Genomic DNA, 11,567 nt, shown 5'->3' on the forward strand with positions numbered 1-11,567 from the left:
TGCATCGATGAAGACGCCGAAAATCCTGTTGCTGCCCGGCTGGCAGAACAGCGACCCCGCGCATTGGCAAAGCCGCTGGGAAGCCATTCACGGTGACCAGCGGGTCGATCAGCATGACTGGATGCGCCCGCTGCGCGGCGACTGGTCGGCTCGGCTCGAGGAAGAGGTGCTGGCGTCGCCGGGGCCGGTGGCGTTGGTCGCGCACAGCTTGGGATGCATCCTTGTGGCCGCATGGGCGGCTCATTCAAGCCATTCGAGCAAGGTGCATGGCGCACTGCTTGTCGCCCCCGGTGATCTGGAGCGCGACGACCTGCGGCAAATGATTCCCGGCTGGGCGCCCATCATGCGGCGCCCGTTGCCGTTTCGTTCCCTGATGATTGCAGCCACGAATGACCCGTACTGCACCGCCGAACGCTCCCGCCAAATGGCCGAAGACTGGGGTGCCGACTACGTCAATCTGGGTGCCCGCGGCCACATCAATAGCGAATCCGGCTTGGGCGACTGGCTCGAAGGCCGCAAGCTGCTGACCGACCTCCTGAAAGAAAACTGATATCCATGGCGACCAAAAAACTCAAGGGCCTGGGCCGAGGACTCGAAGCCCTTCTCGGGCCGACTTTCAACGGAGCCGATCAGGCAAGCTCCGACGACTCGGCGCCGCCAAGCCCGACGACGCTCAATCTCGATCAGATGGTTCCCGGCGTGTACCAGCCACGTACCAGGATGGACGAGGGCGCGCTCTACGAGTTGGCCGAGAGCATCAAGGCGCAAGGGATCATGCAGCCCATTCTGGTTCGTCGGCTTGAACCGGAGCTTGCCCTCGCCAAGAAGGCCGAGTTCGAAATCATCGCGGGTGAGCGGCGCTTCAGGGCCGCAAGCCTGGCCGGGCTCGTCAGTGTGCCTGTGCTGGTGCGCGATGTGCCCGATGAGGCTGCTGCGGCCATGTCACTGATCGAGAACATCCAGCGCGAAGACTTGAATCCCCTGGAGGAAGCCCAAGGCCTGCACCGTCTCGTCGTTGAGTTTGGGCTTACTCACGAATCTGCGGCGCAGGCTGTCGGGCGCTCGCGCAGTGCGGCCAGCAACCTGTTGCGCCTGCTGAATCTTGCGGAACCGGCTCAGGCAATGCTGATGGCGGGCGACATCGACATGGGCCATGCACGTGCGCTGCTCTCGCTCGAAAAGGCGACGCAGATCACCGCTGCCAATCAGATTGCAGCCAAGAAAATGTCGGTGCGAGAGACCGAGGCGCTGGTCAAGAAGCTAGCGGCCGAGTTCAGCCTCACGCCTTCATCAAAGCGCGGCGCCGCGGAGAAATCGCGCGACTTGCTCCGTGTGGAGGAGGAGCTTGCGGACCTGCTCGCCGCCGAGGTCGAGGTTCGCATCAAGAAGCGGAGCAAGCGCAACGGCCGGATTGAGGAGAGCGGCGAATTGGCGATCCACTTCGGCTCGCTGGACGCACTCAACGGGCTCATCGAGCGCATCCGCCAGACGGCCTGACAAGGTGTCAGATAACCGGGTCACTGGATAAACCAAGGTCCCCAGCCGCAGGTGAACCTCAGAGGCTGAAGATCTTCCCGGGGTTCATGATGTTTTTCGGGTCAAGTGCGCGCTTGATCGTCCGCATCATGTCGATCGCTCCGGCACCGGCTTCCGTCACCAGGAAGCCCATCTTGTGCAGGCCGACCCCGTGTTCGCCGGTACAGGTTCCTTCGAGCGCCAAGGCCCGGGACACCAAGGAGTGATTCAGCTTCTCCGCTGCTACGCGCTCTTCCGGTGCGTTGGGGTCCAGAAGATAGCCAAAGTGGAAATTGCCGTCGCCAACATGGCCGACTAGGAAATAGGGAATGCCGCTCGCGTCAGCTTCCGCGACAGACTCCAGCAGGCAATCGGCCAAGCGCGATATAGGCACGCAGGTGTCGGTCGAAATCACGCGGCAACCCGGGCGCGACTGCACCGCCGCGAAATAGCTGTTGTGGCGCGCAGTCCAGAGCCGTGTGCGCTCTTCGGGTGTGCTGGCCCACTCGAAGGCGTTTCCGCCGTGGCCGCTCGCCAGTTCCTGCACGGTTTCAGCCTGCTCCTTCACCCCGCCCGGCGACCCATGGAACTCCATCAGCAACATGGGTTCTTCGCGCAGGTTGAGCTTGGCGTAGGCATTGACCATCCGCACTGTATTCACGTCGATCAGTTCCACGCGTGCGATCGGAACGCCCAGCTGGATGATTTCGATGGTGGTGCGCACAGCCGCCTCGATGCTCGGGAATGAGCAAATGGCAGCCGATACGGCTTCGGGCAAGGGATAGATGCGCAGGGTGACTTCGGTGATGACACCGAGCGTGCCTTCGCTGCCGACCAGCAGACGCGTGAGGTCGTAGCCGGCCGAAGATTTCTTGGCGCGCGTGCCCGTGCGGATCACCTCGCCGCTCGCCGTAACGACTTCGAGCCCCAGGACGTTCTCGCGCATGGTGCCATAGCGAACGGCGTTTGTACCGCTGGCCCGCGTCGCCGCCATGCCGCCGATCGAGGCGTCCGCGCCCGGATCGATCGGGAAGAACAGCCCCGTGCTCTTGACTTCTTCATTGAGCTGTTTGCGCGTCACGCCAGGCTGCACGGTCACGGTCAGATCGTCGGCGTTGATCGACAGCACGCGGTTCATGCGGCTCACGTCGATGCTGATACCACCCTGCACGGCCAGCAAGTGCCCCTCGAGCGACGAACCGACGCCGAAGGGAATCACCGGCACGCTGAAGTCGCTTGCCAGCTTGACCGCATCGGCCACGTCCTGCGTGCTCTCGGCAAAGACCACCGCCGAAGGAGGAGGCGCGTCGAAAGACGATTCGTCGCGTCCGTGTTGCGTGCGCACTGCAAGTGCGGTGGAGCATTGATCGCCGAAGCGCGCCTTCAGAGCCTGGAGCAGTGCGTCGGGTACCTCTCGCAGCGCAATCTCCGGCGTCAGATGCGAAAGGGCGGTGGGGGCGTTCATCGGCTGTCTCCTGAAGGGTCTACCATTCTACGAATCACCCGGAAGATACAGGGCACCCATGGGCAACCGACTCACACAAATTGCGACGCGCACTGGCGACGACGGCACCACCGGCCTGGGCGACAACACACGCGTCCCAAAGGATCACCTGCGTGTTCAGGCGATGGGCGACGTCGACGAACTCAATTCGCACATTGGCGTGCTGCTCTGTGAGCCGATGCCCGCCAGGGTGCGCGACCTGCTGGTCGACGTGCAGCATCAGCTTTTCAACCTCGGCGGCGAATTGTCCATGCCGGGATTCACGCTGCTCAAGGAAGAGGCGCTGCTGCAGATCGACAACGCACTCGCGGATCACAACGCCACTTTGCCCAGGCTGGCCGAATTCATCCTGCCGGCGGGCACTCGCGCCGCTTCTCTCGCGCACGTGTGCCGAACGGTAGCGCGCCGCGCGGAGCGAGCGGTCGTATCCCTTGGCGCGCAGAGCGAGATCAACGATACGCTGCGGCGTTACCTGAATCGGCTGAGCGACCTGCTGTTCGTGCTGGCGCGCGTGCTGAATCGTGTGGACGGCGGCGACGATGTGTACTGGAAGAGCGAGCGCATGGCGCGCGCAGCCGCCGACGACGGCGCAGGGCCGACATGAACCAGAAGTTACCTTTGCTTCATCCGACGCATACATGTCCGGCCCACACTGTGCGCCACTTCAATATGGAGGGAGTTCCAGATGAGCAAGTCGAAAAGCTTGACTGCCGTTGTCTGCGTCCTGGCGATGACCATGGCCGGAGGCGCTTTTGCGAGAGATCATCAGCGCCCGGTGACCCCCGACCAGCGCACCCGCAGTGAGCAAGCGCCGCCGCAGACCGGCCATTCACCGGCCGCGGACGGCGAGCATCGGCAAGTCCACCAGCAGCCGCAGTTCATTGGCCGTGGGTACTTGCAGCCTTACGCCGAGTGGCACCGCGGTAATCGCCTTTCCGGGCAACCCCGCAAAGTCGAGTCCTGATCAGCTGGCCGATGGCGCCATCTGTGCGCAGACATTGCGGCCCGTGATGGTGAGCCGAAGTCCGCCACCGTGCCACTCGAGCCAGTTCAGTTTCACATAGGCATCGATGTCGTCGCCGTCGATCAGGCCGGCCTGATGATTTTGGAGGTGATCGACGGTGGCGGGCAGTGCCTGCCGCAACCGTTCACGGTCGGCGGCCTCGCTGGCCGCCTTGGAAGATGCGCGCGTCTGAGAAATCGATGCCATGGCTGATACGTAGGTAGTCGGATCGCAAAGGTAAACCGCACCAATGTACGCCTCTTGCTGCCGACGTCGCGGACCTATTTCTCGTTTTCGCGCAGGAGAAACACTGAGCCGCCGGGGCTCACGGCGCGCTACTTGCGCACGCGCAAAAGCTTGCTGACTTCGTCGACGTTGTCGCTGATGCGCTTGCGGACGACATCGAAGGCCTCCGCCTGCGACTTGGCCGCCATCTCCGACAGCTCGCGGATGTCATCCAGGGCTTGCTTAAAAGCTGCCTTTCCCATTGCATCGAGCTTGGCGATGTTCTCGCGTGGGTCGCCGGCCGACATGCCTTTCACGGTGCCTTGCCACTCCTGGATCGATGTCTTGAGCATCTCCGTCTGGCGTTGCACCACCGCTTGCAGTCCCTGGTAGGACTTCTCGTTGGCCTGCATGAGGGCCTGCAGATCCTTGCGCCCGCCTTCGACGATGGCGCCGGCGGCACCTGCCAGAGGCAGGTTCTGAAGGCGATCGGCCATGCCCTTGAGCGGCTTGATGAAGGCGTCCTGAATGTCTTCAGCGGCCGCGCCCCGCGGGGAGCTCGCCTTTTTCGCGGCGGTCGCGCTCGTTTTGCTGGTTGCCATGGTGCGGTGTCTCCAGGTTGATGTTGGAGTCAGCACGATACGCCCACAGTGCCGTCCGATGGAAGCCCCGCATGACGATTTCGCCGCGCGGCGAAGCCGTGCGACTCCGCACAATCCGCGTTCAGCGCGCCGCGAGTGCGGCGTCCGGCAGCTCGATCTTGACCTCGAGCACCTCGAGGTCGTCCTGCTTTTCGAGGTGAACCTTGATGTCCTCGGCCTTGATCGACACGTACTTTGAGATCACGGCAATCAGTTCGCGCTGCAACTCAGGCAGGTAGTCGGGGCGCTTTCCGCCCAAGCTGCTGCGCTCGTGCGCGAGGATGATCTGCAGCCGTTCCTTGGCGACGCTTGCCGTCTTCTTCTTTTCGCCCAGCAGAAAGGAAAAAAGTGACATGGCTACCTCGTTCCGAAGATTCGTTTGAAGAAGCCGGGCTTCTCGGCGTCGATGAAGCGCATCGGCTTTTCCTCACCGAGGAAGCGTGCCACCACGTCGCTGTAGGCCTGGGCCACGTCGGTTTCCTTGTCGTGGATGGCAGGCACGCCCTGGTTGGAAGCCTGCAGCACGCTCTCTGATTCGGGAATCACGCCGATGAGCTTGATGCGCAGGATGTCCTGGATGTCTTCCAGCGACAGCATTTGGCCGCCTGCCACCCGATTGGGGTTGTAGCGCGTGATCAGCAGGTGCTCCTTGATGGGCTCGCCGCCTTCCTTGGCGCGCTTGGTCTTGGAGCTCAGCATTCCCAGGATGCGATCGGAGTCGCGCACCGAAGAGACTTCGGGGTTGGTCACGACAAGTGCCTCGTCGGCAAAGTGCATGGCCATCAGCGCGCCGACCTCGATGCCCGCGGGAGAGTCGCACACGATGTAGTCGAAGCCTTGGTCGGCGAGCTCCTTCAGGATCTTCTCGACGCCTTCCTGTGTGAGTGCGTCCTTGTCGCGGGTTTGCGAAGCGGCCAGCACGTACAGGTTGTCGGAATGCTTGTCCTTGATGAGCGCCTGACTCAGGTTGGCTTCGCCCTGGATCACGTTGATCAGGTCGAACACCACCCGGCGCTCGCAACCCATGATCAAGTCCAGGTTCCGCAGCCCGACGTCGAAGTCGATCACGGCCGTCTTCTTGCCCGCGAGGGCGAGCCCCGATGCAAAGCTCGCGCTCGTGGTCGTCTTGCCAACGCCGCCTTTGCCCGAGGTCACCACCACAATTTTGGCCATTGCCATTCCTTCTTTGTTCGTTTGGGTTGTTCTGCTTTTCGAAGCCGGATCAGAGGATCGGATTCATCACGATCTTTTTGCCATCCAGCGAGATCTGCGCCGTCTTGCCGGCGATCTCGTCCGGCAGTGCGACTTCGGCCGTGCGGTAGATGCCGGCGATGGCCACCAGCTGCGCCTCCATGCAGGTCGTGAAGATGCGTGCTCCCGTGTCTCCGCGTGCTCCGGCGATCGCCTTGCCGCGCAACGGCGCGTAGACGTGCACGTTGCCGTCAGCGATGACTTCGGCGCCGAAGCTCACCACGGCGGTCACGATCACGTCGCCGCCTCGCGCGTACACCTGCTGGCCCGAACGCAAGGGCTTGTCGATGACGAGCGTGCCGTTGGCCGGCACCGGTACCTCGCGAACGATCTGCGGAGCTTCGCTTGGCGGCTCGGCCGGCGGTGCAGGCGCACGTGGAGCAGGTGTGGCCGGCATCGCGGTGATCGACAGTCCCGCCGCCCGCGCGGCGATGTTCTGGGCATTGCTGCCGCCACGCACCGCGACGGGCTGTGTCTGATGCCGCGCCAGCAGCTCACGCAGCGCCGCGAAATCGATGTCGGCTTCAGACTGGTCTTCCTGGAGTTGCGAGAGGTCGATGACCACCGGCTCCTGTTCGAAGAAGTCGGGCGAGTCCGCCAATTGGGCGTCGAGCGCTTCCGCCAGTACATCGAGATCAACCGTCTTGAGAATGACGGCGATCAGCGGCAGCGTGGCGCTCTTGAATTCGAATACCGCCTTGGTGCGCGCGGCGGAAGCATCGGCCATGGAAAACGTAGGTTCGAAAAGCGTTGGAGTCTAACGGGAGTGGCTTCCGCGCCGTGAAACTCTGCGGTCTCTATGACGCGGCACAACATCTCTTTCACGACGTTGCATTTCCTTTGGAGTCCCGTTTTTCGTTCTCTTCTCAGTCGCGGGTTCGCGCCAGCAGTGCATAGAGCAGGATCGCACCGAAGGTCGCGGTGCCGATGCCGCCGAGCGCGAACTGGCCGAACTTGAGCGTGAAGTCGCCTGTGCCGAGGACCAGCGTGATTGCGGCCACGATCAAGTTCTTGTTCTGCGAGAAGTCGACCCGGTTGTCGACCCAGATCTTCGCGCCCGACACGGCAATGAGGCCGAACACTACGATGCTCACGCCGCCCATGACCGAAAGCGGGATCGCCTGCACCAGCGCACCGAATTTCGGGCTGAAGCCCAGCACTAGCGCGATCAGCGCTGCCACGACGAAGATGGCGGTCGAGTAGATCTTGGTTGCAGCCATCACGCCGATGTTCTCGGCGTAGGTCGTCACGCCGGTGCCGCCGACAGCGCCGCTCACCATGGTCGCGATGCCGTCGCCGATGAACGCGCGCCCGAGGTATGGGTTGAGATCGCGTCCGGTCATCGCGCCGACTGCCTTCAGATGGCCGAGGTTCTCGGCCACGAGGATGACCGCCACCGGCGCGATCAGCAGTATCGCGTTGACCTGGAACACCGGCGACGAGAAGGTCGGCATGCCGAACCATGGCGCCGCTGCCAGCGGACCGAGGTCGATGGGTTTGCCCAGGCCCAAGCCATTCGTCAGCACCGCATAGATCACGCTCGCGGCAATCAAGCCCATGAGGATCAACAGCCGCTGGATCATGCCGCGCGTGTAGACCGCGATCAGGCCCACGCAGAGGAAGGTCAACGCCTGCATCCAGGTGTCGAAGCCGGTGGGCGCCATGTTCTTGATCGGCACGCTCGCCAGATTGAGCCCGATCACGGCGACCACTGCGCCGGTGACCACCGGCGGCATCATCCGCTCGATCCAATGCACCGCGACGTCCTGCTCGACTTCCTCCACCTCGATGCCTTCGAGGCCGCGCACGGGAGCGCGGCGGGTGCGCCGCTCATTGGTGAATGCAACCAGGATGCCGATCAGCACATAGACCAGGCCGCAGACGATGATGCCGCCGAGTGCGACGCCCAAGTTGGTGTTGGGCCCTGATCCCGAATAGCCGCTGGCGGCGATCACCACCCCGATGAAGGCGAAGCTCGATCCAAGATAGCTCGGCACTCGTCCGCGGGTGATGAAGAAGAACAACAGCGTCCCGATGCCGCTCATCAGAATTGCGATGTTGGGGTTGAAGCCCATCAGGATTGGCGCCAGCACGGTCGAGCCGAACATTGCAATCACATGCTGAACGCCCATTGCGGTGGTCTGCGGCCATGCCAGCCGCTCGTCGGGCGCGACGATGCTGCCCGCGGAAGCCGAGACTTTGCGCCACCGGGGAAGGTAGGAATCCGTATCGCTCATGGTTTTCGCTCCTCGTTGTTGTTGTCAAAATCTTGTGGAACCGGAAGCAGGGTGCGTCAGCCACCGCGCGGCGCCAGCACCGCCATCGTGATGCGGGAGACGCAGGTCAGTTCGCCGTCTTCGTTGGTCAAGTCGATCTGCCACACCTGCGTCGTGCGGCCGCGATGCACCGGGCGCGCCGTGCCGGTCACCCAGCCGCTGGAGGCCGACTTGAGATGGTTCGCATTGATGTCCAGTCCCACTGCGCGGTGGCCCTCGGGCGCCGAATAATGGGCGCCGCACGATCCGAGCGTTTCAGCCAGCACTACCGACACACCGCCGTGCAGGATGCCGTAGGGCTGTACGGTGCGTTTGTCCACCGGCACGCGCGCACGGATGAAATCGTCCCCGACTTCCATGAATTCGATGCCGAGGTTGGCGACAGTCGTGTCCACGTGGCTTCGGGTCAGTTCTTCGATCGAGATATCTTTTTTCCAGATGCGCATTGAACATGTCTCCAGTTGAGTTGGCCAAAACTATAGCGATTACCGCTGAAAACGACGCGCTCACGGCTGACAGCGCCGACCACCCGGACCGGCGAAGCTCGCATCATGACGCAGGCTCGCCGTTGGATGGCTTTTTCCGTTGCCTTGGCGGTACTGCTGCTTCTCGGGGCGGCCCTGTGGATCCGCCAACTCCTGCCGAGCGACGAAGCCTTCGCCGCTGAAGTTGCATCGCGCTTCGAGAAAGCCTCTGGGATCAGCTTGCGGGTCGGATCAGCCCACTGGGCATTGCGGCCGTCGCCGGTGATCGTGCTGGAGGATGTCGCCACGGTCCAGGCACGGCCGATCACCGTCCGGCGACTTGTTGTGCGGCCGAGGCTGTCTTCGCTCTGGCATCGACAGGTGTCCATCGCGCTGATCGAGATCGACGGGGCGACGCTGCCCAGGGCGTCGGTGCGCGATTTCCGCGGGCGATGGAAAGGCGAGAACGGCCCGATCGTTCTGGCGGGCGCATGGAAGCTCGCCGACGTCCCCGTCGAACGCGTGCGCATGCGCGATGTGACATGGATCGACCGCCGCGACATTGCGCTTACCTACGATCTCGACCTTCGCTTCGATCAGAACTGGCGGCCGCGCTCAGGCGAGATCCAGAGGTCGGGCATCACGCCGCCCGCCCGCCTGCGCATCGAGCGTGAAGGCAAAGAGGACCGCTGGCGCACATTGATCGACGTGGCAGACGGCACGTGGAACGGCACCAGCGAACTTCAAATCGATGACAAAGGTCGCCTGCGGCTTATGGCGCAACTGACGCCAAAGAATGTGGATGTGCGTTTGCTGGTCCGTAGTTTCGGCCGCCATGGTGTTGTCGACGGCCGCATTCAGGGGCAGACCGACATCGATTCGGAAGGCGACGACGTGGGCGAACTTTTCAGGCGATTGCATACGCGCACGCGATTCACGGTGGCGCCCGCCACTCTCATGGGCTTCGATCTGACGAAGGCCGTGACCGGCAATTCCGCGCGCGGCGGCCAGACGCCCCTCGACTCGCTCAGCGGCACACTGGACACGCAGAATTCGGACGACGGCGTGATCCTCCACTACATCGGATTGAAGGCACGCTCCGGTGTCCTCAAAGCCAGCGGCAGCGCGACCGTGGTCAATCGCCGGCTGGACGGGGAAGCAGCGATCGACGTCGTCGACGGAGTGCTTGGCGTGCCCCTCAAGCTCGGTGGCACGCTCGACGCGCCTGTCGTTTCGCTGACCGGCGCGGCGCTCACAGGTGCTGCGGTCGGGACCGCGGTGCTGCCCGGCGTGGGCACTGCGATCGGTGCTCGCATCGGCCAGCAGATGGACAAGCTCCTGGGCGACGAAGAAGCCAGGAAGCGCAGCCCTGGCGCGCCCGCGCCGAAGCCCAGGTGATCGCGTCGTTCAATTTTCTTTACGCTGGCTAGACAATCCCGGAGCAGCTTGATGCCAAGCTCGCCGCTTTCGCTAGATCACGCAGCCCTACGAGGTGTCCAGCCATGCACGTCAGCTATTCGGTCTTCACGGAAGCAAGGTTCTGGGTGATGGTGGCTGTCTCCGTGGTGCTGCCGTTCTGCATCTATGCGGTCCTGATTGCCAAGCAGGCCATCTCGCGAATGACTGTGCTCGTGCTCGGGTTCTCGCTGGTCGCCATCGCCGGGGTGGACGTGTACTTGCTCCAGCGACTGGCCACGACAGCGGCTGCGACGCCGTCACTCGCTGACGACGTGCTCTTCATCTCGGAACTCCGCGTTGCGCTTTACCTGCTTCCAGCGTTGTTCGCCGGCCTCGGCATCAACGTGATCTCGCACGTGTTGACAACGCATTTGACCGCGGCCGAAAAGCGCTTTCGCGAGGAGCAGTCCGATCCTGGGTCCGGCCCGGAGGTCTAGAGACCCGGGTCGCTTGACCCCTGTCGCTTTCAAGCGTTCAGAAAGATTCCCAATCACCGCCCGATGCGAGCGCGACGGGAGTGGACGCCTGGGGCGCCGGCTTCGCAGCCGACTTGGCCTTGCCGCTTGCGGAAGGTGCAGGCGCGATTCGCGCGGGCGGCGTCTGTTGCGCTTTCCGCCCATCAGCGAGACGGAACACACTCACGACGTGCGAGAGACTGCCGGCCTGCTCCTGCAGCGATTGCGCTGCTGCCGATGCCTCTTCCACCAGCGCCGCGTTCTGCTGAGTGACCTGGTCCATCTGCGTGATGGCCTGGTTGATCTGCTCGATGCCGGAGGTCTGCTCCTGGCTCGCGGCGGTGATCTCGCCCATGATGTCCGTCACGCGCTTGACGCTGTCGACGATCTCTTCCATGGTCTTGCCGGCTTCGGCCACCTGCTTGCTGCCTTCCTCGACTTTTTCTACCGAGTCGCCGATGAGCGTCTTGATTTCCTTGGCCGCGGCTGCTGAGCGTTGAGCCAGGCTGCGCACTTCGGAAGCCACGACGGCAAAGCCGCGCCCCTGCTCGCCTGCGCGTGCGGCTTCGACCGCTGCATTCAAGGCAAGGATGTTGGTCTGGAATGCAATGCCGTCGATGACACCAATGATGTCCACGATCTTGCGCGACGATGCATTGATGGAGCCCATCGTGTCGACCACCTGCGAGACGACACTGCCGCCCTTGACCGCCACTTCGGAAGCGGACACCGCAAGCTGATTGGCCTGGCGCGCGTTGTCGGCGTTCTGCTTGAC

At 63.2% G+C, this 11,567-nt stretch carries 15 protein-coding genes; 6 read left to right on the forward strand and 9 right to left on the reverse strand.

Annotated features, from left to right (window positions below):
- Nucleotides 1-7 precede the first annotated feature (7 nt).
- Nucleotides 8-550, forward strand: coding sequence for an RBBP9/YdeN family alpha/beta hydrolase (locus AC1DEK_RS23075; RefSeq protein ID WP_478127619.1), 543 nt, complete (start codon nucleotides 8-10; stop codon nucleotides 548-550).
- 5 nt (nucleotides 551-555) lie between these two features.
- Nucleotides 556-1,497, forward strand: coding sequence for a ParB/RepB/Spo0J family partition protein (locus tag AC1DEK_RS23080; protein WP_478127620.1), 942 nt, complete (start codon nucleotides 556-558; stop codon nucleotides 1,495-1,497).
- A gap of 58 nt (nucleotides 1,498-1,555) precedes the next feature.
- On the opposite strand, the gene AC1DEK_RS23085 is transcribed toward AC1DEK_RS23080, so the two are convergent.
- Entirely contained in the window at nucleotides 1,556-2,980 is a 1,425-nt protein-coding gene (locus AC1DEK_RS23085; protein WP_478127621.1) for an FAD-binding oxidoreductase, read from the reverse strand.
- A gap of 58 nt (nucleotides 2,981-3,038) precedes the next feature.
- On the opposite strand from AC1DEK_RS23085, the gene AC1DEK_RS23090 reads away from it, so the two are divergent.
- Together AC1DEK_RS23090 and AC1DEK_RS23095 are read left to right on the forward strand one after the other, a co-directional pair.
- A complete protein-coding gene (locus AC1DEK_RS23090; RefSeq protein WP_478127622.1) occupies nucleotides 3,039-3,623 on the forward strand; it encodes a cob(I)yrinic acid a,c-diamide adenosyltransferase in 585 nt (194 codons plus the stop codon).
- Nucleotides 3,624-3,704: 81 nt separating this feature from the next.
- Nucleotides 3,705-3,983, forward strand: a complete 279-nt coding sequence (locus AC1DEK_RS23095) for a hypothetical protein (RefSeq protein ID WP_478127623.1) — start codon at nucleotides 3,705-3,707, stop codon at nucleotides 3,981-3,983.
- Here the strand turns inward: AC1DEK_RS23095 and AC1DEK_RS23100 are convergent, their stop codons facing one another.
- From AC1DEK_RS23100 to AC1DEK_RS23130, 7 genes are all read right to left on the reverse strand, one after another.
- Nucleotides 3,984-4,229, reverse strand: coding sequence for a hypothetical protein (locus tag AC1DEK_RS23100; RefSeq protein ID WP_478127624.1), 246 nt, complete (start codon nucleotides 4,227-4,229; stop codon nucleotides 3,984-3,986).
- A 128-nt stretch (nucleotides 4,230-4,357) separates the two neighbouring features.
- On the reverse strand, nucleotides 4,358-4,849 hold the full coding sequence (phaP, locus tag AC1DEK_RS23105; protein ID WP_478127625.1) for a TIGR01841 family phasin: 492 nt from the start codon (nucleotides 4,847-4,849) through the stop codon (nucleotides 4,358-4,360).
- A 121-nt stretch (nucleotides 4,850-4,970) separates the two neighbouring features.
- Nucleotides 4,971-5,243, reverse strand: coding sequence for a cell division topological specificity factor MinE (gene minE / locus AC1DEK_RS23110; RefSeq protein ID WP_478127626.1), 273 nt, complete (start codon nucleotides 5,241-5,243; stop codon nucleotides 4,971-4,973).
- 2 nt (nucleotides 5,244-5,245) lie between these two features.
- Nucleotides 5,246-6,061, reverse strand: coding sequence for a septum site-determining protein MinD (gene minD, locus AC1DEK_RS23115; protein WP_478127627.1), 816 nt, complete (start codon nucleotides 6,059-6,061; stop codon nucleotides 5,246-5,248).
- A gap of 49 nt (nucleotides 6,062-6,110) precedes the next feature.
- Nucleotides 6,111-6,866 carry a septum site-determining protein MinC gene (gene minC, locus AC1DEK_RS23120; protein ID WP_478127628.1) on the reverse strand — a complete coding sequence of 252 codons (756 nt, stop codon included), beginning with the start codon at nucleotides 6,864-6,866 and terminating at the stop codon, nucleotides 6,111-6,113.
- Between the two features lie 139 nt (nucleotides 6,867-7,005).
- Nucleotides 7,006-8,376 carry a solute carrier family 23 protein gene (locus AC1DEK_RS23125; protein WP_478127629.1) on the reverse strand — a complete coding sequence of 457 codons (1,371 nt, stop codon included), beginning with the start codon at nucleotides 8,374-8,376 and terminating at the stop codon, nucleotides 7,006-7,008.
- Between the two features lie 56 nt (nucleotides 8,377-8,432).
- Nucleotides 8,433-8,861 carry a hotdog fold thioesterase gene (locus AC1DEK_RS23130; RefSeq protein WP_478127630.1) on the reverse strand — a complete coding sequence of 143 codons (429 nt, stop codon included), beginning with the start codon at nucleotides 8,859-8,861 and terminating at the stop codon, nucleotides 8,433-8,435.
- Between the two features lie 126 nt (nucleotides 8,862-8,987).
- On the opposite strand from AC1DEK_RS23130, the gene AC1DEK_RS23135 reads away from it, so the two are divergent.
- Together AC1DEK_RS23135 and AC1DEK_RS23140 are read left to right on the forward strand one after the other, a co-directional pair.
- Nucleotides 8,988-10,277, forward strand: coding sequence for an AsmA family protein (locus AC1DEK_RS23135; protein WP_478127631.1), 1,290 nt, complete (start codon nucleotides 8,988-8,990; stop codon nucleotides 10,275-10,277).
- 104 nt (nucleotides 10,278-10,381) lie between these two features.
- Complete coding sequence (locus tag AC1DEK_RS23140; protein WP_478127632.1) at nucleotides 10,382-10,774, forward strand: hypothetical protein; 393 nt, start codon at nucleotides 10,382-10,384, stop codon at nucleotides 10,772-10,774.
- 37 nt (nucleotides 10,775-10,811) lie between these two features.
- Here the strand turns inward: AC1DEK_RS23140 and AC1DEK_RS23145 are convergent.
- Nucleotides 10,812-11,567 (reverse strand): methyl-accepting chemotaxis protein (locus AC1DEK_RS23145; RefSeq protein ID WP_478127633.1); only part of this gene is annotated, 756 nt, incomplete at its 5' end.

The organism is Variovorax sp. 10N420 (assembly GCF_056394705.1).